Source organism: Oscillibacter valericigenes, assembly GCF_021531435.1.
Taxonomy (GTDB): Bacteria; Bacillota; Clostridia; order Oscillospirales; family Oscillospiraceae; genus Oscillibacter; species Oscillibacter valericigenes_B.
In genome coordinates this window covers 39,192-64,118 of record NZ_JAFBIS010000005.1, presented here as the reverse complement: position 1 = coordinate 64,118, position 24,927 = coordinate 39,192, and the positions used below count along the sequence as shown (strand labels likewise).

At 55.8% G+C, this 24,927-nt stretch carries 18 protein-coding genes and 1 riboswitch; of the genes, 14 read left to right on the top strand and 4 right to left on the bottom strand.

The window, feature by feature from the left end; all coding sequences use genetic code 11:
• Window positions 1–58 precede the first annotated feature (58 nt).
• Complete coding sequence (locus tag JQM68_RS04255; RefSeq protein WP_235221682.1) at window positions 59–430, top strand: cupin domain-containing protein; 372 nt, start codon at window positions 59–61, stop codon at window positions 428–430.
• A gap of 45 nt (window positions 431–475) precedes the next feature.
• Here JQM68_RS04255 and JQM68_RS04250 read toward each other — a convergent pair whose 3' ends face one another.
• The 3 genes from JQM68_RS04250 to JQM68_RS04240 all read right to left on the bottom strand — a co-directional run bounded on the left by JQM68_RS04250 (window position 476) and on the right by JQM68_RS04240 (window position 3,897).
• On the bottom strand, window positions 476–2,425 hold the full coding sequence (locus tag JQM68_RS04250) for an oxidoreductase (protein WP_235221681.1): 1,950 nt from the start codon (window positions 2,423–2,425) through the stop codon (window positions 476–478).
• 9 nt (window positions 2,426–2,434) lie between these two features.
• Entirely contained in the window at window positions 2,435–3,043 is a 609-nt protein-coding gene (locus JQM68_RS04245; RefSeq protein ID WP_235221680.1) for a peroxidase-related enzyme, read from the bottom strand.
• Window positions 3,044–3,126: 83 nt separating this feature from the next.
• The gene (locus tag JQM68_RS04240; RefSeq protein ID WP_235221678.1) at window positions 3,127–3,897 is read right to left on the bottom strand and encodes a cyclase family protein; all 771 of its coding nucleotides are present in this window, start codon (window positions 3,895–3,897) and stop codon (window positions 3,127–3,129) included.
• Between the two features lie 331 nt (window positions 3,898–4,228).
• On the opposite strand from JQM68_RS04240, the gene JQM68_RS04235 reads away from it, so the two are divergent.
• The 12 genes from JQM68_RS04235 to JQM68_RS04180 all read left to right on the top strand — a co-directional run bounded on the left by JQM68_RS04235 (window position 4,229) and on the right by JQM68_RS04180 (window position 21,986).
• The gene (locus JQM68_RS04235) at window positions 4,229–5,899 is read left to right on the top strand and encodes a nucleoside kinase (protein ID WP_412758452.1); all 1,671 of its coding nucleotides are present in this window, start codon (window positions 4,229–4,231) and stop codon (window positions 5,897–5,899) included.
• 163 nt (window positions 5,900–6,062) lie between these two features.
• A riboswitch (cyclic di-GMP riboswitch) is annotated at window positions 6,063–6,136 on the top strand.
• Between the two features lie 57 nt (window positions 6,137–6,193).
• Window positions 6,194–7,393, top strand: coding sequence for an HD-GYP domain-containing protein (locus JQM68_RS04230; protein ID WP_235221677.1), 1,200 nt, complete (start codon window positions 6,194–6,196; stop codon window positions 7,391–7,393).
• A 12-nt stretch (window positions 7,394–7,405) separates the two neighbouring features.
• Window positions 7,406–9,760 (top strand): NAD-dependent epimerase/dehydratase family protein, encoded by a 2,355-nt coding sequence (locus JQM68_RS04225; protein ID WP_235221676.1) that lies wholly within the window; start codon window positions 7,406–7,408, stop codon window positions 9,758–9,760.
• A 68-nt stretch (window positions 9,761–9,828) separates the two neighbouring features.
• Window positions 9,829–10,779 carry a hypothetical protein gene (locus tag JQM68_RS04220; RefSeq protein ID WP_235221675.1) on the top strand — a complete coding sequence of 317 codons (951 nt, stop codon included), beginning with the start codon at window positions 9,829–9,831 and terminating at the stop codon, window positions 10,777–10,779.
• Between the two features lie 128 nt (window positions 10,780–10,907).
• A complete protein-coding gene (locus JQM68_RS04215) occupies window positions 10,908–12,665 on the top strand; it encodes a DUF2194 domain-containing protein (protein ID WP_235221674.1) in 1,758 nt (585 codons plus the stop codon).
• A gap of 21 nt (window positions 12,666–12,686) precedes the next feature.
• The gene (gene pelF, locus JQM68_RS04210) at window positions 12,687–14,114 is read left to right on the top strand and encodes a GT4 family glycosyltransferase PelF (RefSeq protein WP_235221672.1); all 1,428 of its coding nucleotides are present in this window, start codon (window positions 12,687–12,689) and stop codon (window positions 14,112–14,114) included.
• Window positions 14,090–15,613 (top strand): exopolysaccharide Pel transporter PelG, encoded by a 1,524-nt coding sequence (gene pelG, locus JQM68_RS04205; RefSeq protein ID WP_235221671.1) that lies wholly within the window; start codon window positions 14,090–14,092, stop codon window positions 15,611–15,613. The genes pelF and pelG overlap by 25 nt, the downstream gene beginning before the upstream one ends.
• Window positions 15,610–17,367 carry a CotH kinase family protein gene (locus JQM68_RS04200; protein ID WP_235221670.1) on the top strand — a complete coding sequence of 586 codons (1,758 nt, stop codon included), beginning with the start codon at window positions 15,610–15,612 and terminating at the stop codon, window positions 17,365–17,367. Before pelG ends, JQM68_RS04200 begins: the two co-directional genes overlap by 4 nt.
• A complete protein-coding gene (locus JQM68_RS04195; RefSeq protein WP_235221669.1) occupies window positions 17,367–19,169 on the top strand; it encodes a CotH kinase family protein in 1,803 nt (600 codons plus the stop codon). The genes JQM68_RS04200 and JQM68_RS04195 overlap by 1 nt, the downstream gene beginning before the upstream one ends.
• Window positions 19,099–19,944, top strand: coding sequence for a polyphosphate polymerase domain-containing protein (locus JQM68_RS04190; RefSeq protein WP_412758451.1), 846 nt, complete (start codon window positions 19,099–19,101; stop codon window positions 19,942–19,944). The genes JQM68_RS04195 and JQM68_RS04190 overlap by 71 nt, the downstream gene beginning before the upstream one ends.
• Window positions 19,922–20,605 carry a DUF4956 domain-containing protein gene (locus tag JQM68_RS04185; protein WP_235221667.1) on the top strand — a complete coding sequence of 228 codons (684 nt, stop codon included), beginning with the start codon at window positions 19,922–19,924 and terminating at the stop codon, window positions 20,603–20,605. Before JQM68_RS04190 ends, JQM68_RS04185 begins: the two co-directional genes overlap by 23 nt.
• Window positions 20,598–21,986: a DUF4832 domain-containing protein gene (locus JQM68_RS04180; protein WP_235221666.1), complete on the top strand. Its 1,389-nt coding sequence runs from the start codon at window positions 20,598–20,600 to the stop codon at window positions 21,984–21,986. The genes JQM68_RS04185 and JQM68_RS04180 overlap by 8 nt, the downstream gene beginning before the upstream one ends.
• 173 nt (window positions 21,987–22,159) lie before the next feature.
• On the opposite strand, the gene JQM68_RS04175 is transcribed toward JQM68_RS04180, so the two are convergent.
• On the bottom strand, window positions 22,160–23,137 hold the full coding sequence (locus JQM68_RS04175) for a coiled-coil domain-containing protein (RefSeq protein ID WP_235221664.1): 978 nt from the start codon (window positions 23,135–23,137) through the stop codon (window positions 22,160–22,162).
• Window positions 23,138–23,634: 497 nt separating this feature from the next.
• Here JQM68_RS04175 and JQM68_RS04170 point away from each other — a divergent pair, with 497 nt between their 5' ends.
• The gene (locus JQM68_RS04170; protein WP_235221663.1) at window positions 23,635–24,918 is read left to right on the top strand and encodes an O-acetylhomoserine aminocarboxypropyltransferase/cysteine synthase family protein; all 1,284 of its coding nucleotides are present in this window, start codon (window positions 23,635–23,637) and stop codon (window positions 24,916–24,918) included.
• Window positions 24,919–24,927: the final 9 nt, after the last annotated feature.

Genomic DNA, 24,927 nt, shown 5'->3' with positions numbered 1-24,927 from the left:
GCATTTCCCTGGGATTGCTTTTATACTGTTGGCAAAGCTGTTTGAGGAGGGACTTCCCATGAGCGAGTATTCCGGTAATATCCAGGACCTGCCGGTGGTGACCGGCGGTCATTTTATTGAAAATTCCACCAAGAAGATCGTCTTTGGCCCCGACGGCCGTTTCTGGGATGACTACGTGATGCGGCTGTTCACGCTGGAGCCCGGCGCGGAGAGCAGCATCCACTCCCACCCCTGGCCCCACTGGTTCGTGTGCATCAAGGGCGAAGGCTATTTCCTCATCGACAAGGAGCGGGTGCCTCTGGAGTTCGGCACCTGGGTCCACATCCCCGCCGGGATGCGCCACAACTTCGGCAACACCGGGGACGGCGAGCTGATGGGCCTTTGCATCGTGCCGCCGGAGGGCGATGTGAATCCCCTGATCGGCTGCTGAGTACATAAAAACGGCTGGAAGCATTGGCTTCCAGCCGTTTTTATGTTATTCCGCGTCAAATATCCAGGCCTGCTCAAAACCGCCGCGGATGGCGCCCGCGATGCGGCCCGGCGTCTCGGCGCTGCCCACCAGAACAGCAGGCAGGCCCGCGGCCTCGAACTCCGCTGCCAGGGGCGCCTGGTTCCGGGTGCCCAGCGCCAGGACCACCGTCCCAGCGGGGACGGTCTTAGTCTCGCCGGTGGCCAGATCCTTCACCTCCGCGCCGCTGTCAGTGACAGCTGTGAGCTGGTGGCTGGTGAGGATGGTGGGGCTGTGGGGCGTGATGCGGCTCATAATGTCATTGAACACCACATTGTAGATGCCCTGGCCCACAGTGGGGTTCATCTCCACCATGGTCAGCTTGTGGCCCTGCTCCAAAATCATCTCGGCGCACTCCAGGCCGGTGAGACCTGTGCCGATGAGGGCCACATCTCCCTCACATTTCGCCTTGCCCAGGATGACGTCCTCCGCCAGCACCGCCTTTTCGACGCCGGGGATGGACTTCGGCACCACAGGAGGCGCGCCCACCGCCAGGAACACGCCCACAGGGGCCATGGACTTGACCAGTTCCGGGGTGGCCTCGGTATTCAGCCGGATGTCCACGCCGGCTTCCCGGGCTTCCAAAGCCAGCACGTCGATGGTGCCCTGGAGATTGGCCTTGAAGGGAGGCAGCTTGGCGATGTTCAGAGTGCCGCCCAGGGCGTCGCCCTTTTCCAGCAGCGTGACCGCGAAGCCACGCTTCGCCAGAATAATAGCGCATTCCAGACCGCCGGGGCCGCCGCCCACGACGACCACACTGCGGCCATTGCCGTTCTTCTGCAGGTCCTGCCAGCGGTAGCGGTACTCCCGGCCCAGCCGGGGGTTCAGGGAGCACTGGACGGGCATGGCATTGCCCAGCAGCCGCTCCCGGCAGTACATGCAGGCGATGCAGTTCCGGATTTTTTCCGGATGGCCCGCTTTTGCCTTGTTCATGAACTCGGGGTCCGCGAACTGGCTGCGGCCCAGAGCCACAAAGTCGCTGACGCCCTCCTCCAGCAGCTGCTCGGCGAAGTCCGGGTCCTTGATGGTGTTGGTAGCGATGACGGGGATGGACAGCGCCTCCTTGAAGGCCTTGGCAACGTGCTTCTTCCAGCCGGGGGTATAGGAGAAAGGCTCGCAGTTGGCGTTGCCGTTCCAGGAGCTGCCGTTGGAGATGTTGATGCAGTCGATGCCCTGTGCCTCTAGGTGCTTGGCGATGGCCAGGCCGCCCTCCAGGTTCCAGAAGCCGGGGTGGTCCGTCATCTCGTCGCCGCAGATGCGGACGGAGATGGGGTAGTTCCCCAGCTTGGCCCGGATGCCCGCGATGACCTCGTCGATGAAGCGGCAGCGGTTCTCCAGAGAGCCGCCGTATTGATCGGTGCGGCGGTTATAGTACTCGCTGAGGAACTGGGTCATCAGGTATCCGTGGGCGGCGTGGAGCTCCACGCCGTCATAGCCCGCCTTCTTGCAGCGGACGGCGGCGGCGATGAACTTGTCCTGCACCCGCTTGATGTCCTCCAGGGTCATCTCCCGGGGGACCTCCCCGGCAGGGGTCATGGGGATACCGCTGGGGCTCAGGTTCTGGCGGCCGGTGAAAGCGCTCTTGGAGGTGGCGCCGCCGTGGTGGAGCTGAGCGAAAATCTTCGCGCCGTACATGTGGACCGTCTCCGTCAGCTCCTCGGCGGCCTTGACGTTGTAGTCCTGGGCCATCCGCAGGTTGTGCTGGGTGGGGATGGAGTCCACGTCGTCCACGCCGGTGTACTCATTGATGATAAGGCCGACGCCGCCCTTGGCCCGCTCGGCGTAGTAGGCGATGAGCCGGGGGCTGGCGTTGCCGTTGGTGTCGGCGAAGTCCGTGCCCATGGGGGACATGACCGCCCGGTTCCGGATGGTCAGCGGACCGATGCGGCCCGGGGTAAACAGCTTTTCGTATGCCATGGCGCACCCTTAGTCAAAGTTGCGGTTGTGGCTGAAATGGCCGGGGTTGGCAACGGGGGCGATGGTGGAGACCCAGCGGTTGGTGTAGTTGAAGAAACCGGCTACAAAAGCGGCCTCCAGGATCTCATGGTCGTTGAAGCCCACGGCCCGGAGCTTTTCGATCTGGTCCTCCCCGATCTCGTCGGCGTGCTTGGTGACGTACCAGGCGTACTCACACAGGGCGTACTGCTTCTCCGTCAGCATATCCTTGGCGGAGCGGAAGTTGTAGCTCAGCTTGTCCACCAGGATAGGATTCTTGGTGTAGCCCCGCAGCGCGTCGCCGTGGGTGGTGAGGCAGTAGGAGCAGCAATTGACGGAGGACACCACCACGCCGATCATCTCCTTGTCGGCGTTGGTGAGGAAGCAGGTCTCGGGGTTGAACAGAGAGCCCTTGAAATTCAGGAAGCCGATGTACTGGGAGGCGTTCAGGGGCAGGACCTTGAAGAGGTTGTTGATAAAGCCCCAGTTCTTCTCCATGGACTCCACGTTCTGGTTGAATACCTCGTACTCCTTGTTGGTCATCTCGTCACGGCTGGGCTTTTCCAGGCGGGAGAGCTGTTCATCAAATTCCAGTGCCATAGTTAATTCCTCCTGTAATAGTATGAAATGTGTGATTGGCGGGCGCGGCAGATGGTTGCCGCGCCCGCCGTTGGATGCAGAAATTATTCAGCAGGGCAGATGGCAAAGCATCTGGCGGAGAAGCCCACGCCGTCCTTCATCTTGGGGAAGGCGCAGACGATGATGCTGCCCACGGGGGGCACCTGGTCCAGATTCCGCATGACCTCGATCTGGATGCGGTCCACCTCCAGGATGTACTGCTCGCCGGGATAGGGATACGCGCCCTCCTTGGTGGTGACGAAGCCGGGGTCGGTGTCGGCGGGCTCATGGCCGATGGCGCCGATGTTCCGCTCCTCCACCAGCCACTGGATGGCGGCCTTGTCCCAGCCGGGATAGTGGGGCACGCCGTTCTCGTCGGGGTTGTCCAGGTTGGCCTTCTTGTGCCAATCGGACCGGAAAGCCACGAAAGCGCCCTCGGGGATCTTGCCGTACTCAGCCTCCCATGCCTTGATGTCATCCACCGTCAGCATAAAGTCGGGATTCTCAGCGCACTCCTTGGACTTGTCAATGACCACCAGAGGATACACCATCTCCTGAACAGTAATGTCGTTCATGGCGCGGCCATCCCCCCAGAAGTGGCGGGGCACATCCACGTGGGTTCCGTACTGGCTGGCCACACTGATCTGGAAGCAGCGCATGGGGGCCATCATGTCGTCGGGGGTGCCCTCCACATAGTCGAACAGCTTGGTGGCCTCCAGGGGCTTGAAGCCATACCAGTGCGGGGTCTCCGGGCTCAGCTCATGGGTCAGGTCCACCCATTTGTACTTCGGGGACTTCCACTCCTTCAACTGGTCCCACAGAGTCAGATTTGCCATAACTGTATCCTCCTTTAAACGATATATCCCAAAGATGTGTCTGTTCCCATCTTTTCTCTCACAGGCTGCCGCCGTGCGGCATACCTATGGAGTGTATTATACAAATATCCGCTCCGCATTTCAAGTGTGTATCACTTTAAACCGTCAAAATAACGGATACTTTTTCCTGAGCCGGTTCATGCCCGCAAATTCCTTGCTATTTTTTATGTCAACTATTATAATAGATCGCAAGCGATAAAAACAGACATTTGATGCCGGCTGCCTGTTGGCAAAATGGCGCAAATAGATTATGATAGTCATACGGGAAACACAAAGAATTGAGGGGGATCTTATGGAAAACACGAAAATGATGCAAGTAACCGTGAATGGGTCGAAGCATACATACCCCTTCGGGACGCCATACCGGGTGATCGCCGCGGATTTTCAGAAAGCGTATCCGTATGACATCCTGCTGGTCAGCCGGGACGGGAAGCTCTGTGAGCTGCATAAGACCCTGGACCGGAACTGCACCCTCAAAATGCTCACAGCCCAGGATAAGCCGGGGATGCAGACCTACGAGCGCAGCGCGGTCTTTTTGATGCTGAAAGCCTTCCACGATGTGGCGGGCCGTGAAAACGTGGAGCGCATCACCGTGGAGTATTCCATCAGCCACGGGCTGTTCATCCGTGCCAAGGGCGCCTTCACGCTGGACCAGGCGCTGCTGGACCGGGTGGAGGGCCGCATGCGGGAGCTGGCGGAACAGGCGGTTCCCATTCAAAAGAAGTCCGTCAACACCGATGACGCCGTGGAGCTCTTCCAGAAGACGCAGATGCACGACAAGGCCCGCCTGCTCAGCTACCGCATCAATTCCCACGTCAACATCTACACGCTGGACGGATTTTCCGACTACTTTTACGGCTACATGGTCCCGGACGCGGGCTATGTGAAATGCTTCGGCCTGGAGCTGTTCGCGGACGGCTTCGTCCTGCGGCTGCCGGACCAGAAAGATCCGGACCACCTGGGCGAGTTCAAGCCCTCCATCAAGGTGTTTCAGGCGCTCCACGACGCCACCCAGCGGTCCGAAGCCCTGCACATCTCCAATGTGGCGGAGATGAACGACACGATCTCCGGCGGCAACGCCACCCAGATGATCCTGGCCCATGAGTCCATGATGGAAAAGCAGATCGGCGACATCGCCGAGGAGATCGCGAACCGGAAAGGCGTCCGCTTCGTCATGATCGCGGGCCCCTCCTCTTCCGGCAAGACGACCTTCTCCCACCGGCTGTCCACCCAGCTCATAGCCTGCGGGATGCGCCCCCATCCCATTGCCACCGACAATTATTTCAAAAACCGCTCCGAGACGCCCCGGGACCAGAACGGCCAGTACGATTTTGAGTGCCTCGGCGCCATGGACATCCAGCAGTTCAACACGGATATGACCCGGCTTTTGAACGGCGAGACGGTGGAAATTCCCCAGTTCAACTTCAAAAAGGGCGTCCGGGAGTACAACGGCGACTACCTGACGCTGGGTGAGCAGGATGTGCTGGTCATCGAGGGCATCCACTGCCTGAACGACCAGTTCTCCTACGCGCTGCCCAAGGAGAGCAAGTACAAAATTTACATCAGCTGCCTGACGACGCTGAACATCGATGACCACAACCGCATCCCCACCACCGACGCCCGGCTGCTGCGGCGGATCGAACGGGACGCCAGGACCCGGGGATACAGCGCCCAGGCCACTATCCGGATGTGGCCCTCCGTCCGGAAGGGTGAGGAGAACAACATCTTCCCCTATCAGGACAGCGCGGATAAAATTTTCAACTCGGCGCTGATCTACGAGACCGCCCTGCTGAAGCCCTACGTAGAGCCGCTGCTCTTCGGCGTCCCCAAGGACTGTGAGGAATACGTGGAGGCCAAGCGCCTGCTGAAATTCCTGAACTACTTCCTGCCGCTTCCCGCGGACGACGTGCCCAAGACCTCCCTGATGCGGGAGTTCGTCGGCGGAGGCTGCTACAAAACCTGACCGCGCTTTCGCCGGAAGCCGCCATAGCCGGTCAAGGCCCGCCGGGACCAGTGTCCCCGGCGGGCCCCGCGCACGCAGGCGCATGAATATAGCGCTTATCGTGTCAGAAAAGCAATCTTTCTGTTGCAAAACCGTCCGCTTCGTGCTATAATCAGCTAGAATTTATTGGGAAGAGCAAACCCATCGTGAGGTGGGGACGCAAAGCTACAGGGGCTTTATCGCCAGCCAGCTGCCGCATTGTCTGTATGCATCAGACAAGGGCGGCTTTTTTTATGGGAATTGGGAGAATGTCAGATGGATATGAAATTTAAGCTTCTGGCCATTTTGAGGACGATCAACACAAAACCGCCGAAGAGCCGGATCAACGGGGCATTATCCAGGGCAAGAGCTGTCGGCTGTCTGATCCTGTCGTGTTTCTTTTTCCTGCTCAGTGCATACAGCTTCTGGAAAGTCCGGGACATCGACGGCATCCTCCTTCTGGCTCTTTCCCTTCTCTGCGCCGCCGGCGCGTTCTTTGGCAAGCGGCTGTTCAGGCAGGGGACCGCGTCCATCATATTCTGCGTTATTTTAGTTGGGATCGCCGTATGCTCCACCATTTGGGCCTCCAGCCATATCCTGTCCATGATGCTGATCCTGTTCATTCCTACCGTCACCATCAGTCTGTGCGGGATCAAATACGGCTCCATGATCAGCGGCCTTCTTGTCCTCTATTTCATCGTTCTGTTCTATTCTCCCCTGTTTGACAGGGTCCCTTCCGGTTATCCGGCGGAAATGCGGATATTTTACCCGATTCTCTATGCAATTGTATACGCCGCGTTCTTCGCATACAGCTACTTCCAGCACAAACAGCTGCTGGTTAAAAGTCAAAACGCGCAGACGCTGGAAAAGGCGGTCAACGCGGAGCATGACAAGCTGATGGCCATGACCACACAGACGATCCTCTCCATCAGCAATGCCGTGGACGCCAGAGATACTTATACCAAGCGGCACTCCTCCCGCGTCGCGGAATACTCCGTCATGCTGGCAACGGAACTGGGCTGGGACTCCCGCAGGCTGGAGCGGCTATACAACATCGCCCTGCTCCACGACATCGGGAAAATCGGCGTCAGCGATTCCATTCTGAACAAGCATTCATCCCTGACCGACGAAGAATATGAGGCCATCAAGCAGCACACCGTGATCGGCGGAGAGATCCTAAAGGATCTCACCCTGCTCCCCAATGCCTCCATCGGCGCGATCAGCCACCATGAGCGGTATGACGGGACCGGATACCCTTATGGTCTGAAAGGCTCCCAGATCCCCCTTGAGGCGCGGATCATCGGCATCACGGACGCTTTTGACGCCATGAATTCCTCCCGCGTGTACCGAAACAAAATGATGGCAAAAGATATTTTGCAGGAGCTCCAGTCCGGAAGGGGCCGTCAGTTCGACCCGGAGCTGCTGGACAAATTCCTGCCCATTGCAGAGCGTATTCTGGAGTCCAATGTAATTTAACGGAGTGATATTGTGGCAGACGAGATCTTAACAGAGAAGGACACATTCTCTGAAAACAAAAGCGATATGGCCGATTCCGCCGCGGCAGCATCGGAACCAAGGGGCGATTCCCAGGAGCGTTTCGTGATCCGTCCGGCGCCTGCTGCCGATCCTTTCCAGCTGGAAGACAGCATCTATGCCGAAGACGCGATCCCCTATGCCGAAGCCGTGGCCCGCGAGGAGGCGGCAAACAAGATCCAGGTTTCCTGCGCCATGATCTGCGGCAATATTTCCCTGCTTTCCGAGGAAGCCATCCAAAAGGCCGCGGATACCTATAACCTTGTGATCGCCGGGAAAGGCTGTGCGCCGGGCCGTTCCAGCCGAAGGGTGCATTACTACGATACCATTCCCACCGAGGAAAAATTCCATCAGCTTTTTGACGCGTTTGAGATCGACGCGGTCTGGTATATCAGCGGATACGCCGACGGTCAGGACGGCCTGCACGATGAGATGAAAATTCTGGATAACATCGTTGACGCCTGTGTCAAAAACGTAGTCTCCAAGCTCATCGTGGTCACCTCCATCGCAAGCCTCAACTTTCAGCCCAAGTATGACATCATGGGGCAGGTCGTGGGCCGGGCTTACGCCTCCGGAGAGGCCTTCGCCGTTGCGCAGCTGGAAAATTTTGTTCGCTACTGCACAAAGAGCCACGGCATCAAAACGATCATCCTGCGGACGCCTTACATCGCCTCGGAGCTGAACGATTCCAATTTTCTCGGCCAGATCTTCTCCAATATGCTCCATGGGGAAAAGATGGTATTCCCGTACCGCCCCGAGAACAAAATTGATTTTCTCTCCGCTTCCGATCTCATGGAACTGCTCCTGGACATCAGTGAGGAAAGTTCCGACAGCACCGCTACATACAGCGTTGCCAGCGGCTACCATTATACCTGGTGGGATCTGGAGAACGAGATTTTGAAGATCAACCCGGATACCGTCATTGAGTATGAGGATAAGGTGAATTTCATCTCCGTTCAGAGTTACAGCATTGAACTGAAGAAGAAATACGGCTTTATCCCCATGGACAATGTGCTGAGCACCTTTGCGGACGCGTTTTTTGCCTATAAGAAAAACGCCCAAAAGAATTCCTGGGCAAAAGCGCTTGTGCAGAAGATCCGTGACAAGATCCTGACAAATGCCGTCGGATACATTGAGTTGATCGTATTTTTCCTGGTCGCTGAGTTTCTGGTGCGCAAAACGGCGTCCTCCGTTTATTTCAAATATGTTGACATCCGCCTGTTCTATGTCCTCATTATGGGCACCACCTACGGAACGATGACAGGCATCCTGGCAGGTATCCTGGCGGGCATCGCCCTGTTTTTCGGATACAGAAGCATCGGCGTCAACGGCACCATGCTCTTTTACAACATCGAAAACTGGCTGCCGTTCGTGATCTATCTGATCACAGGCTCCATTACCGGCTACATCAGCACGGTACACCGGCAGAAAAACGAGTTTTTGAAAAAGGAAAACGACCTTCTGCGGGACAAATACTTGTTCCTGAACGACGTCTATCACGGCGCGGTGGAGAACAAAAGCGAATATAAGCGGCAGATCCTGGGATACAAGGACTCCTTCGGCGTTATTTTCCAGGCTGTCAGAAAGCTGGACAGCGTCCTCCCCCAGGAAATTTTCATGAACAGCATCCAGACCATGGAGGGGATCTTAAAGAATCACTCCATTGCCATTTACACTGTTGACAGCTGGCAGAAATACGGCCGTCTGGCCGCAAGTTCTGGAGATATTCTGACAGACCTGCCAAAATCTCTTGAGATCGCGTCCGTTCGTCCCGTATATGATACGGTCCTTGCGGGAAACACCTGGAAAAATACCGACCTGCTCCCCGACCTGCCGATGTATGCCTACGGCATCTGCGAAAAGGATACAGTCAGTTTGCTGATCTTTGTCTATCATGCCACCCCCGAACAGATGAGCCTGTATTACATGAATCTGTTCAGCATTCTCTGCAGCCTGATCAAGCTCTCCTTCATTCGCGCCCTGGAGTATCAGCAGGCCATCGAGCAGGAGAAATATTATCCCGGCACCCCGATCGTCATCCCGTCTTACTTTACAGAAATCCTGAATGCTCAGAAGAATCTGGCGGAGGCCGGCCTGTCCAGCTACGCGCTGATCCGGTTCGATTCCAAAGACAAGGAGTACATCTCCTCTTCCCTGAAAGGCCTGGTGCGGAACAACGACATCGTCGGTGCGGATGATGATGGCTCCCTGTTCCTGGTCCTGACGCAGACGAACCGGAAAGCGATCAGCATCGTCGGTGAGCGGCTTGACAAAAAAGGGCTCAAATATGAGATCATTAGCGGTAATTGAGGGATATGAACACGATCTTATTCATTTTTTTAATGATACATCTTTTGGTATGTCTGGTCTGCTTCATTTTGGCATACCTCAATATCCTGAAAAACCCATATATTGATATTTTTGTCGCGCTGTTCGTGCCTGTTTTCGGACTTGCGAGCCTGCTCCTGCGTTCTCATGTTTACCGCAAAACGGAGCGGCAGGCCAAAGAGCTGGGGCTGCCCCGCCTTCAGGTCGACGACAATGTGCGCCGCAGCATCCTCCTGGAGGACAGCGAAAACACCAATGAGGTCGTGCCTCTTTCCGAGGCATTTGTTGTGAACGATCCCGGCACGCAGCGGGTAATGATGAAAGAAACGCTCTATGACCTGAACAGCCGGGTCGAGATCGACGAAGACGATATGCAGGATAAGGTCGTTCCCATTCAGGAGGCGCTCCTCATCAACGATTCCCATACCAAGCGGGAACTGATCATGGACGTCCTCTACACCAACCCCAGCGGCTATATTCTGCAGCTTTCCGAAGCCAGATCCAATGATGACCCCGAAGTCGTCCACTACGCGGTCACGGCACTTGTGGAGATCCAGAAGGAGTTCGATCTGAAGTTCCAGGCCCTCAGCAAAGAGCTGATGGACGACCCGGATGACGAAGTCCTGATCCGAAAGTATCAGAATCTTTTGGAGCAGTATCTGTCCAGCGGCCTGCTGGAGGGCAGCCGGCGGGATGCCCAGCTCCGCAAATATGTGGATGTATTGAAAAAGCGCCTCGCGAAAAACGAGGACAGCCTTTCCCTGTGGATCAAAAAAGCAGACGCGGATATGCTCCTTCAAAATCTGGAGGATCTGCGGACCGATGCGGAAAAGATGATCGCCTTCCGGCCGGAAAACGAGCAGGGCTATCTCTATCTTCTGAAATATCACGCGATCCGAAAGAACCGGGAAGGCGTGACGGATGTCATCAAGCTGATCGACCAGAGGAGCGTCTATCTATCCTCTGATGGGCGTGGGGAAATTGAATTCTGGCGTTCTTAAAACTTGTCTGAAAAGGTACAACTGCCATGGCTATGAGGCGAAAAAAAGACAATTTCACACCCGGCGAGGCCCGGTCCGGCGGCACTTTTTTCAATATGCTGCCAACCGCTCTCGTAATGTGCCTGCTGATGCTCGTGTTGATCGCAGTGGCCAAAAACGTCACATATACGTCCCAGGACCCCAGTCTGGAACTGCTGTCTGTCGGAAAGCAGGAGACCGTGCATCCCGTGAAGGCTGCCGCCTGCCTGTTGATCTATGAAGACGATGAGATGGGCACCGTGGGCTTGGAGGAAATGTCCGCGATCCTCTCCCAGATGAAGGTCCCTTTCGATACGCTGGAGTGCGGGGATGTTGAGGAGAACTCTCTGGGCAGCTATGGTTATCTGGTCCTTTCCGTGACCCACTACCAGTATCTGGGGGACCTGCTCGGCAGCATCAAGACCTGGGTCAAGGCCGGCGGAAATCTGATGATCCTATATCCGCCGGAACTCAGCGGCAGCTTTTGCAGTTTGTTCGATATACTCGGTATCCGGGACTGCGGCAGCAGCTATACAACGGTTGAAAGCCTCCATTTTTCAAAGGACTTCATGCTTGGCGGCGCATCCCGTGATTTTGTGGTCACCGACGCTTACGACTCCTCCATGAGCGTCTATCTGGAGGATGACTGTGAGGTGTTTGCACAGTCATCGGGAGAATACCCTGTCCCCATTATCTGGCGCCGGAACGCAGAGCTCGGAACCGTCGTTGTCGACAATCTCGGTTTTCTGGAAAAAGGCTACCGCGGCATTCACTGTGCCGCGTACAGCCTGCTGGATTCCGCGTGCGTCTATCCCGTGATCAACGCCTCCGCCTTTTACATCGACGACTTCCCCTCTCCCGTCCCCAACGGCTATGCCGAATATATTGAGCGGGATTATCACCTCAGCATCAAGGATTTCTATACGTCCGTATGGTGGACGGACATCTATAACCTGGCCGAAAAATACGGCATCAAATATACCGGCATGGTCATTGAGGAGTATTCGGATCAGGTGTCCGGTACGTTTAAGAGAAACACGGATACGGAACGCTATCAGTACTTTGGCAACATGCTTCTGGACGCGGGAGGCGAGATCGGCTTCCACGGCTTCAACCACATGCCTCTCGTTTTGGAAAACTTCGACTATATGGGGCTTTTTGACAGCTACCGCCAATGGCCCAGCTACCAGGCTATGCTGAATTCGGTCAAGGAGCTGAAGGGCTTCTGCTCAAGCCTGTACCCGGACCGCACCTTCCAGGTGTATGTGCCGCCGTCCAACATCATCTCAGGAGACGGGATTGGAATGCTGGCCTCTGAATTCCCCGACATCAAGGCCATCGCCTCCGTCTATCTTCCGGGCGAGCTGGCCTATTACCAGGAGTACCAGGTGGAGGATAACGGCATCATCAGTACCCCCCGCGTGATCGCAGGCTATATTCTGGACGACTATACACGCCTCGTGGCTCTTTCGGAACTGAATTTCCATCTGGTGAGTTCCCACTTCCAGCACCCCGACGACGTCCTGGATGAGGACCGCGGCGCTGAGATGGGCTGGGCGAACATGTTCTCCAACCTGTCCGACTATGTGGACTGGCTGTATTCGTCCGTTCCGTCCATCCGCTCCATGACCGGCTCGGAGATCGCCGCCGCCGTCCAGCGATACGACTATGTCGATATGGTCCAGACCAGGACCGAAAACAGCATCCATCTGGAACTGGCAAATTTCTATGACGAGGCGTGGTTCATGCTGCGGATCAACGACGGACGCGGTATCGCATCCGTTGCCGGCGGCGAGCTCACACAGCTTGACGGCACGCTCTATCTGATCCGCGCGACTTCAGATGAGGTCGATATTCAGTTGTCTTAAAGGCAGGTAAAGGATCGTACCATGAGAATCTGCGTAATACTGGAGGGGTGCTACCCCTATGTGACCGGCGGTGTGTCCTCCTGGATCCATCAATACATCCAGGCCATGCCCCAGCACGAATTCGTTGTATGGGCCATCGGCGCGTCCTCTGACAGCCAGGGGCAGTTCAAGTATACGCTGCCCGACAATGTGGTGGAAGTAAAAGAGATCTTCCTCGGCGACGCCCTGAAGCTGGTCAACGCTCCCCAAAAATACAATTTCACTCCCGAAGAGACCCAGGTCCTCTATGATTTGATCAACTGCAAAAATCCGCATTGGGAAGTCCTGTTCGAAATGTACGCGCAAAAACGCATCGCGCCGGTCTCTTTCCTGCAAAGCGAGACTTTTCTGGACATTCTGATGCATCTTTGCGAAACGGAGTATCCTTACACAGCCTTCTCCGACCTTTTCCACACGATCCGTTCCATGTTCCTGCCGGTGCTCCATCTTTTATCCTCCGAGATCCCTAAGGCCGATGTTTACCACGCCATTGCCACCGGATACAGCGGGATCCTCGCCCGGCTGGGAAGCTACACCTATCACGTGCCGTATCTCATCACCGAGCACGGCATTTACACCCGTGAGCGGGAGGAGGAAATTATCCGCGCCAAATGGGTCAATCCGGCTTTCAAAAAGTTTTGGGTCCGGTTTTTCTATATGCTGTCAGACGGTGCCTATGAAAAAGCGTCCATGATCACCAGTCTTTTCAGCGGCGCCATGCACACGCAGATCGACATGGGCTGCGACCCCGATAAATGCACCTACATCGGAAACGGTATCCACTACGAGCGGTTTTGTAAGATTCCCCCCAAACCGGATAACGGATATGTGGATATTGGTGCGGTGCTGCGCATCGCGCCGATCAAAGATGTGAAAACCATGATTTACGCGTTTGCTGACCTGAAGGCCAGAGTTCCAAACGCCCGGCTCTATATCGCCGGCCCGGAGGACGACAAGGAATACGCCCAGGAATGCTATGATCTGATCGCGCAGCTCCAGGTCCCGGACATCACCTTTCTGGGCACGGTCAACGTGACCGAGTGGCTGGGAAAGTTCGATTTCACCATGCTTTCCTCTATTTCAGAGGGAATGCCGCTCTCTGTCCTGGAGAGCTTTGCCGCCGGCTGCCCCGTCATCACCACAGACGTAGGCTGCTGCAAGGAATTGATCAACAAGGTCGCCGAAGATGACGACCTCGGCTCCGCGGGGTACTGTGTGCCTCCCATCCACGTGCAGGCCATGTCGGACGCCATGGCGCGGATGTGCCAGCATCCCGTGGAACGGCGGAAAATGGGTATCATCGGCAGAAAGCGGGTAGAGAAGTATTTTCTCCATGAGGATATGATCCGCCGCTATTTGGAAGTATATGACGAGGTTTTTAAGAGATGGCAGGAATCGGATTCAGTCTGAGAAAACTATTTGACAAAAAAGGTATTTTCAACCTCTGCCGGGCGTACGGCTATGCGGGGATCATCTCAACAGGGCCCATGCTCCTGGGCATTGCCCTTCTGGGCAGCGTCTCCTTTGCCGCCCGGATCGGCGGCATGGACAGCCATTCCAGAGAGCTGCTGAACTGCATGCTCACATACAGCCTGCTGGCCTCCCTGACCATCACAAGCTGGTTCAACATGGGCGTGACCCGCTTCGTATCCGATATGCTCTACGAGGAGAAAAACGAAAAGGTCATTCCTTCCTTCTATGGCTCCACCGCTATCATGCTGGCGATCTGCACCGTATTTTACGGAATTTTTCTGCACTTTTCCGGGGTCTCCCTGCTTTACCAGCTCCTCTGCCTGTGGTATTCGCTGGTGCTGATCGTTGTCTGGAACGAAATGATCTACCTGACCGCTGTCAAGGACTATAAAGCCATCGTGCTGTCCTTCTGCATTTCGCTGATGGTGGGCTTTCTTCTGGTCCTGATCGCGATCCTCCTGGGCTTTGTCAGCATCGAGGTCTTCATGCTTGCGATCATCGCCGCATACGGCCTGCTGATGTGCAGGTATCTGAACGTATTGCTGGATGACTTTCCCACGCAAAAGGGCAGCAATTTCTCCTTTCTTGCGTGGATGGACAGGTACCGGCCTCTGGTCATAACCGGCGGCATGCTGAACATCGGCCTGTTCTCCCATATGATCATCATGTATTTCGGGCCGCTGAAAGTACAGGTGGAGGGTCTTTTTTACGGTGCGCCCCAGTACGATGTCCCCGCCCTCTTTGCCTTTTTCAGCCTTTTGATCACGACGATCAACTTTATCACATCGGTGGAAGTCCGGTTTTATCCCAAGTACCGGAACTATTACGGTCTTTTCAATGACCGTGGTTCCATCAAAGACATCAAACAGGCGGAGGATGAGATGCTGGCCGTTCTCCGGCAGGAGCTTGGCTACGCGGGACACAAGCAGCTCTTTACGACGATCCTTTTTATCGTCATTGCCCCGCCGGTGCTGGAGGCGCTGCCGCTGGGCTTCTCCGCGCTTTCCTCTGATATCTTCCGTTTCCTTTGCATAGGCTACGGAACTTATGCCATCGCAAATTCCATGATGCTGATCCTGCTGTACTTCGAGGATTATACCTCCGCCGTGATCGGAGCGTCCCTCTTCGGCGTGATCTCCACCGCCGCCACCATCTGGCAGATCCTATATGGAAGCTGGAATTATTACGGCGTCGGCTTTTTCGCCGGAGCCATCGTGTTCTATGTCGTATCTGTCATCGGCCTGGGGCACCGCACGAAAAAACTGCCTTACTATCTGCTGGCAAAGCAAAGCATCCTCCCGCGCAAAGAGAAAGGGCCCCTTGTTTTCATTGCCGTGAAGCTGGACCAGCGCCAGGAACGCAAGGAAGCGGAGCGGCAGAGGCGCCTTCAGGAAAGAGTGCAGCAATTTGCGGAAGATAAGGGGATCGTCCCATGAAGCGACTGAAAAAGATAACCGCCCTTTTGCTGGCTGCCCTGATACTGTCGGGCTGCGCCGCAAACTCCGCCGCGCCGGAAGCGCCGGAGGTCTCCGCGGTCCAGGCAGTTCCCAAAGAGACGCCGTCGGAGGGAAACATCCACGACAATGACGCGCTGTACGAGGGGCATGACCCCACCTCCGTCATCAGTATGTATCTCACCGTATCCACGGGAAACGCGGCTGACAGCTCCGACCACACCTGGTCGGAGGTCAACGCCCACTCCACTTATTACTATGATGACCTGGGTATCGACCGCTACAAGGTAGAGGGCATCCTCCAAATTGATGATGGAAATGGCCTCGGCGAGGGCAGCTACGGCTACGGAGAGACTGTGCCGAATGTGACCGTGCAGGTCCGGGGCCAGACATCCTCCCGGTACGATTCCAAAAACTACAAGATCCGTATCAAGGCCGGCAAGGAGGAATACAACGGCCAGCGGACGTTGGCGTTGAACAAGCATGTCAGCGATCCCTACCGCTTTCTGAATAAGATGTGCTACGACCTGCTGACGGATATTCCTCAGCTTCTCAGCGCCCGGACCCAGTTCGTCCATCTCTATGTGAAGGACACAACGGCGGGCAGCTCCGGGAACTATGTGGATTACGGTCTTTACACCATGGTGGAGCAGATCAACCGGACCTATCTGAAAAACCACGGTCTGGATGACCGTGGCAAGCTGTACAAGATCAATATGTTTGAATGGTATGATTACGACGAGATCATGGCCGTCGGAGACGACTACGACGAGGATGCCTTTGAAACCTATCTGGAGATCAAGGGCAGCGATGACCATTCTGATCTGCGGGACATGCTGACCAGGCTGCAGAATTACAGCATCCCCATTACGGAGATCATAGAGGAAAACTTTGACGCGGAAAACCTGTGCTATTGGATGGCTTTTCAAATTCTGATTGGCAACTACGACTCCGGTGCGAGAAACGCATATATTTATAGTCCGCAGAATTCCCAAAAGTGGTACTTCATCTCCTGGGATATGGACGCATCATTCCGAAGGAATTACTATGAAAAAGTCGGATATCTCGAAGGCCTTTCCTGGGAACGCGGACTGACCCAATATGTCTTACTGGTGCTCTTTCAGCGGATGATGAAGGAAGCGTGCTACCGTCAGCAGCTTGATGACGCCATCCACGACCTGATGGAGCATGCGCTGAACCCCGACAAAATCGCGGAACGTGCCGCCGCTTACAGCAAGGTCGTGAAATACGACGCTTTCAACAATGCATTCAGCAACAACATCAGCCAGCTGACCCCGACGGAATACGACAGATACGTCAGTATGCTCTCGTCGGAAATACAGATCAATTACGAATATTACCTGGACAGTTTGGCTTGTCCGTGGCCGTTCTTTGTCAATGTCCCGGAACACCATGAGGACAGCATCGTTTTCTCCTGGGGCACTTCCTACGACATCCGGGGCGAGTCTGTGACCTACGCCTATCAGCTGGCCACCGACTACTGGTTCCGAAATATCCTGTCCCAGGACTCCGGCCTGACCATCCCCTATGCCAAGGTGGGTCTTCTGGAGCCGGGGACCTATTATCTGAAGGTCACGGCAACCAATGAGTCCGGCCACACGATCGACTGCTTTGACTTTTACAGTATTCCAGACATCGGAAAAATCTATGGCTGCTATGTCTTTACGGTGGAGCCGGATGGGACCATATCCGTCTACATCGGGGAGGATGTGTAATGAGAAATATAAGATATACCGCCGGACAAAAGCGGAAAAAGACACAGCACCCGCCGGCGCGTTCCGTCTGGAAGGCGCTGCCGGTCCTGCTCTGCCTGCTGCTGGCCGGGTGTGGTTTTCAGTCAGAGGGCGCCTTCAGCGGTATCCTGTCGCCGGAGGAGACTTATGAGAAAACGGATACTTCCAAAATCTCCGTCTCCGACGCCGGTGACCTCTATGGGGAATCGGATGACGGCGTCACAGTCGTATACCTGGCTGTGGGGCTGGGCAACGAAGCCGACGGCACCGACCACACCTGGACGGAGATCAACTCCATCCCTTTGAACGAACAGGGACCAGCCCCGTATCAATGTGAGGCTGTGTTTCAGCTGGGCGACGAAACCGCGCCTTCCGAAGGCTCTTTCGGATACGGGGAGCTGACCGCCAACGCCGTTGTCCGGCTGCAGGGGGAAAACGCCTCCGCGCGCCAGCAAAAGAGCTACCGCGTCTCCATCAAGGACGGCAAGGGCTCGCTGGACGGACTGAAAACCGTGGTCCTCTCCAAGAGCTTTACCGATCCGCTGCGCATCACAAACAAGCTGTGCTACGAACTGATGCAGGGTATACCGTCCCTGCTGAGCACAAGGACGCGGCTCGTTCACCTCTATGTGAAGGACACGACTTCCGGCGTGGACACGCTTTATGAGGACTATGGCCTGTACACGATGGTGGAGCCCATCAACAAGACCTACTTTAAAAACCGCCATCTGGATGATGACGGTGCGATCTACAAAGCCGACGATTTTGATTTTGCCCGCCACGAAGATGTCATCACTCTTTCCACTTCTTCCCAGTTCCGGGAGGACGCGTTTGAATCGCTTCTGGAGATCAAGGGCGGTAACGACCATTCCCAACTGCTGGCAATGCTCAATGCCGTCAACGACCCCAATGTCCCCATTCAGGATGTCATCAATACCTATTTTGACAGGGACAACCTGTTCAACTGGCTTGCCTTCAACATCCTGGTCGGAAACAAGAACGCCTCGACGGAAAACTACTACCTGTACAGTCCCACGGGTTCCGACAAGTTTTATTTCATCTCCTGGGACAACGACGGTGCGCTCCGGGACGATTACGAGGAAATGCGGAATCCCGGCCAGTCGGCGGCCTGGGACACCGGAATTTTCAGCTTCTATGACAACGTCCTGTTTTCCAGAATGCTGGGAGATGACGCCTGCATCGCCAGTCTCAGCACGGCGGTGGATGACCTGTACAAAACATATCTGACCGAGTCCGCCGTATCCTCCGCCGTGTCCAGACTCACCTCGCTGGCAAAGCAATATGTTTACAGCCTGCCAGACAAGACCTTCGCCCGGGTGACCCCGCCGCAGTATGATACCCTCGCGGCGGGTATCTATGAGCAGATCACAAGAAACTATTATGCCTACTATGACAGCCTTGAGCTACCCGCCCCCTTCCACATCCTTGAACCGGAAAAACAGGCGGACGGCAGTCTCCGGCTTTCCTGGGAAGACGCCTCCCGCGGCATGGATGTCGCATATGACATCGCGCTGGATGATTCCTGGGACTTTGAGACGCCGCTTCTCACTGCTTCCGGCCGCAAGTCCACCGAATGGGTGATCGGCCAGCTTCCCGCCGGGCAGTATTTCCTTTCCGTCACAGCGCAAACCGCGGACGGCAGGAGCCAGATCGCTTACGAGACCTATTCCACTGAAGTCAAAACAACGCTCCATGGCGTCCTGTGCTTCTATGTGCTGCCTGACGGCTCTGTCCATGCCTCCTACTTCAACGAAGGTGAATGAGATGTCCGAAAAAAAGAAAGTTTTCCGCCATGAGTGGAAATACCTGGTTTCCTATCCGGAAGCGGAACTGCTTCAGCGGCGTCTGAGTCCGTTCCTGTCCCTTGACCGGAACGCGGCAGGCGGAGAATATATGATCCGAAGCCTTTACTTTGACGATATGAACGACTCCGCCTACCGGGAAAAGATCACGGGCGTGAACTTCCGTCAGAAATGGCGCATCAGGGTCTATAATTGCAGCGACAGCCGCATCAGCCTTGAACGGAAAACAAAAAACGGCAGCTATATCTACAAAGAATCCGCCTTGCTGACCAGAGGGGAATTTCAGAAGATCCTTGACGGAGACTGCAAATTTCTTCTGGAAAGAGAAGAAAACCTCTGCGGAGAATTCTATTATGAATACATGGCACATCTCCTCCGCCCCAAGGTGATCGCAGACTATGAGCGAACGCCGCTGACCCTGGATGCCGGCACAGTCCGCATCACCTTCGATAAAAATGTCCGGGCCGCCATAGGCTCCTTTGACATTTTTGACGCGGAGCTTCCCACGCTTCCGGCCATAGAGCCGGGCAAGCTGGTCCTGGAAGTCAAGTATACCTCGTTTCTGCCGCAGATGGTCAAAACGCTCCTGCCTCTGGATGGTCAGGAATTCTCCGCGTTTTCAAAGTACACGCAATGCTATGAGGCGGCCCATCACCTTACCGATCCCACGGCAGGGATCTCCAAAACATATATCAGCGGGAGGAAACAGAGAAATGTCTATCAAGGATTATTTTAAGAAAACGGTGTGGGAGTCCTTTGCCGCCAGCGGCGGGATCACCGTGGACTTTGTCATCACAGCGGTCATCGCCATGGCCGCGGCCGTGCTGTTGGGCATCGTGATCTATAAGGTCTACGGCCATTACTACGGCGGCGTCGTCTATTCCGCGTCCTTCGCGGTCACTCTGATTGGAATGACGGTGCTGACATGTATGCTGACCCTTGCGATCAGCAGCAACATCGTGATCTCTCTCGGTATGGTCGGCGCCCTCTCCATCGTCCGTTACCGCACGGCCATCAAAGACCCCATGGACCTGCTGTATTTGTTCTGGTCGATCTCCGTGGGCATCACATTGGCCGCGGGGCTTTACGTGCTGGCCGCCCTGACCATGATCGTGATGATCGGCATCGTCTACGTCTTTTACCACAAGCGTAAGCAGGGCGTCATCTACATTCTGGTGATCCATTATGAAGGCGATACGGCGGACGACGAGATCCTTCGCAGCCTGAGCCGCTTCCACTATCAAATCAAGAGCAAGACCATGCGCGGCTCCACCTGTGAACTGACGCTGGAGCTGATCTACGACAAGCACGGCACAGCGTTTATGGATAAGATCAATGAGATCGAAGGCGTCAAGGACGTCAACCTCATCCAGTACAACGGAGAGTATAATGGCTAAAAAGAAAAGCAACCGCGCCGACTACATCGTCCTGCTCCTGCTGGCCGCCGCTATTATCGGGCTTCTCTTCTACATGCTCAAACGCTACCATTTGAACGACGAGGTAGGCTTTACGCCGGATAAAGGCATTGTGGCAAATCCTTTGATGGGATATGCGCCTTATGCGCAAGATCTGGAAAAATGCGCGGATACCGATCTGGTTTTCATCAAGCTGCGCTGGGCGGACTGGGAACCTGAGATGGGGCAGTACAACACCGCATTTCTGGAGTCCAATTTCCATATCCCCCTGTGGAAAGCAGAGGGCAAGCACGCGGTGATCCGGTTTATCTGTGACGATCCGGGCGAGGCCGGCCATGCGGACATTCCGCAATGGCTGCTGGAGGCCACCGGAGACGGCACGTACTATACCGGGAGCAGCGGGTCCGGTTATTCGCCGAACTACGAAAATGAGTTCTTTATTTCGCGGCACGCAATGGCCGTTTCCGCTCTGGCCGATTACTTCAATCAGGATGATTTCGCGGCCTATGTCGAATTGGGCAGTCTCGGTCATTGGGGTGAATGGCATGTGCAGGACAGCAGCGGCAATTCCCTGATGCCTTCGGCGGAAACCTGCTGGGACTATATTCTCGCCTACACGGAGCATTTCCAAAATGTGCGCTTCCTTATGCGCAGGAGCTACATCCATGCCGTGGATGCCAAGCTGGGCATCTACAACGATGTGATCGGCGACCAGGAGCAGACAGACACATGGCTGGAGTGGACAAAAACAGGCGGCAGCCAGGACGCCGCCGCAGGCACGATCGACATTTTGCCGTACCCCTCCTTCTGGAAAACCGCCCCGGCCGGCGGAGAGATCACAAGCGGGATCGACCCGGAACGCCTGTTTAACGAGGAACTGCCCTCTCTCCTTCGCCAGGTCGAGGACTGCCACCTGACATTTGTCGGCCCCCACATCCCGGATCAGGAGGAATACGCGTCCGCCTACGAAGCAGTCCTGCGCCGCATCGGATACAAATACTACGTATCCAGGCTCTCAACGACATTTTCCTTTTCCGATGATTCCATCGACATTCAGCTGGACTGGGAAAATGACGGCAGCGCGCCGCTGTACTGGGATTGGCCTGTTATGATCAAGATCTTTGATTCCAGCGGCACGCTGGTCTACTGGGAAACGCTTGACCTGAAATTATCACAGCTTGTTCCCGGGGAAACGATCACAACTGTCACAAAAGTCCCGTTTCTTGATAACATCCGGGACGGTCTCTCCGTTGGAATTTCCATCAAGAGCTACGACGGCAGCGACAGTGTGCGGCTGGCGATGGATATGGACATGGAGATCATCGATGACAGCCAGATCATTTACTCCTTTATCCAGAACTGACGCCCGGATATTCAGCTTCCCGCATGGTGGAGCAGCATCATCAGTCCCATCTCCCCTGCTGCATATTGCGCCTGCAAAATGAGAAATCGCAAAATTTTCGTCAAAAAATATGGGGAACTGCTGTTTCCGGCAGTTCTCCATAACTTATTATGAAACGATTGACAGTGGAAAACTCAGGCCCGCTTAAAAGGACGGATGTCTTTACCCACCACCGTCAAAGCCGGAGACTCTTCGGAGGAGCCCTTGGAGATCATCACCTCAGACTGCATCTCATCCACGATCTGCCGCATTTCGTCGGTAAAGGCTTCCCGGTCCTGCGTCTTCATCTTCATCTGCGCCGTGATCCTGTCACAGTACTCGCTGAGACAGCGGAAACGTTCCATCAGCTTCTGCACATCCGCTTCAAAGGCGCTCTGTGCCTGGGCGCGGGCGCTTTCCAGTTCTTCGATCAGCTGTGTAAAGCCGTTTTCCGCATTCGCCATATTTCCTGCGAAACTATCGATCTCGCCGTTCATGCGGTCACCCACGCGCTTTTTGGACCGCTCTACATCTATGCACATCTGGCGCAGTACGGCCTGATATTCCGCGGAGCCGGATACCTCCCTCTCCTGACGGAGCCTGCTGATCTCGTCCTGCGCATCAGCGGCGCTGCTTCTCAGCTGATCGTTTTCCGCCTGAAGTTGCGCAAGCTGACTGTCCCGCTCCTCGTTCTTCTCTTTCAGGCTGGAAACAGCGGCCCGCAGTTCTTCCAGCTCCCCGCTCTGGGGCGCAGGCTCTTCCTCCCGATCTGCCATTTCCAGTTTCAGGCGCTCAAGCTCCGCTTTCGCCTGCCGTGCTTCTTCCTGCGCGGCGTTCAACTGCTGATTGGCCTGTTCAGCCGTCTCCTTCAGCTGGCCGTTTTCCGCAGTGCTCTCTGCCAGCTTCTTCTCCGCTTCTTCCAGTTTTTCCTGCAGGCTTCGGTAGCTGTCCGTGTTCTCGACATCTGTTGCACGCGCCGCGGCCTGCTGCGCCTCCTCCAGCTGTGCCTGCATTTCTTTCAGGCTGCTGACCAAACGGTCATTCCGCTGACCCAATGCATAGTTTCGGCTCGTCAGCTCGTCCAGAGCGGCATCAGCCTCTTTGATATCATAGCCAAACAATGCTTTTTTCATATGACTCGCTCCTCTGAATCGGTGTATCGAATGATCCCCGCCGGAATGACAGCGTGGGGCATACTGCCTTTTTTATGCACTTTATTATACTACGATCCGGCAAACTGTCAAGAATTGCAGGACTTTTCCGATTTAAGCCGATTATTGGCACATCCGGTTCTGAAAATTCCAGGATAAATTTTGTCTGATTATGCAAATTTTTACTTGACAGGCCGGAGCGGAAGTGTTATATTATCCCCATCAACCAACAAGTATGATTGGTTTAAAGAGAGGGGGCCATATCCATGCAGAAGACTCTGAACCGCCTGCTGCGCAGCAATTTCCGCTGTGGTCGAATGCTGTACTCCCGGACTGTTGATATGGCCGGGCGTTTCGACGCGCCCACTGTCCACTGAGTATTTCATGGGTGGACCTCAATTTGGCCATACGCAGTCCGGGAGCAAAGTTTGCCCCGGCTTTTTTCGTATCCAAATTAAAAAGTGAAAGAGGTACATATTATGAGTAACTATAAATTTGAAACTTTGCAGCTCCACGTCGGTCAGGAACAGCCCGACCCCGCCACCGATTCCCGTGCAGTGCCCATCTACCAGACCACTTCCTACGTGTTCCGCAACTCCGCCCACGCCGCCGCCCGGTTCGGCCTTGCCGATGCAGGCAACATCTACGGCCGCCTGACCAATTCCACCCAGGATGTGCTGGAAAAGCGCATCGCGGCCCTGGAGGGCGGCGTAGCGGCCCTGGCCCTGGCCTCCGGCGCGGCGGCCATCACCTACACCATTCAGGCCCTGGCCCAGGCAGGCGACCACATCGTGGTCCAGAAGACCATCTACGGCGGCAGCTTCAACCTGCTGGCCCACACCCTGCCCCAGTTTGGCGTCACCACCACTTTCGTCAACGCCCATGACCTGGCAGAAGTGGAAAACGCCATCCAGCCCAACACCAAGGCCATCTACCTGGAGACCCTGGGCAACCCCAACAGTGACATCCCCGACATCGACGCCATCGCCGCTATTGCCCACAAGCACGGCCTGCCCCTGGTCATCGACAACACCTTCGGCACCCCCTACCTGATCCGGCCCATCGAGCACGGCGCCGACATCGTTGTCCACTCCGCCACCAAGTTCATCGGCGGCCACGGCACCACCCTGGGCGGCATCATCGTGGACAGCGGCAAGTTCGACTGGAAGGCCAGCGGCAAGTATGCCCCCATCGCCGCTCCCAATCCCAGCTACCACGGTGTTTCCTTCGTGGACGCCGCCGGCCCCGCCGCGTTCGTCACCTACATCCGGGCTATCCTCCTGCGGGATACCGGCGCCACCATCTCTCCCTTCAACGCTTTCCTGCTGCTCCAGGGCGTGGAGACCCTCTCTCTGCGCCTGGACCGCCATGCCGAGAACACCAAGAAGGTAGTGGAGTTCCTGGCAAAGCACCCTCAAGTGGAGCACGTCAACCACCCCAGCCTGCCCGACCATCCCGACCACGCCCTGTACGAGAAGTATTTCCCCAACGGCGGTGCGTCCATCTTCACCTTCGAAATCAAGGGCGGCCAGGAGGAGGCCCACAAGTTCATCGACAATCTGGAGATCTTCTCCCTGCTGGCCAACGTGGCCGACGTGAAGTCTCTGGTCATCCACCCGGCTACCACCACCCACTCCCAGCTCTCCCCCGAGGAGCTGCTGGACCAGGGCATCAAGCCCAACACCATTCGCCTCTCCATCGGCACCGAGCACATCGACGATATCATCGCCGATCTGGAGAAGGGCTTCGCCGCTGTCAGATAACAGGAGGCG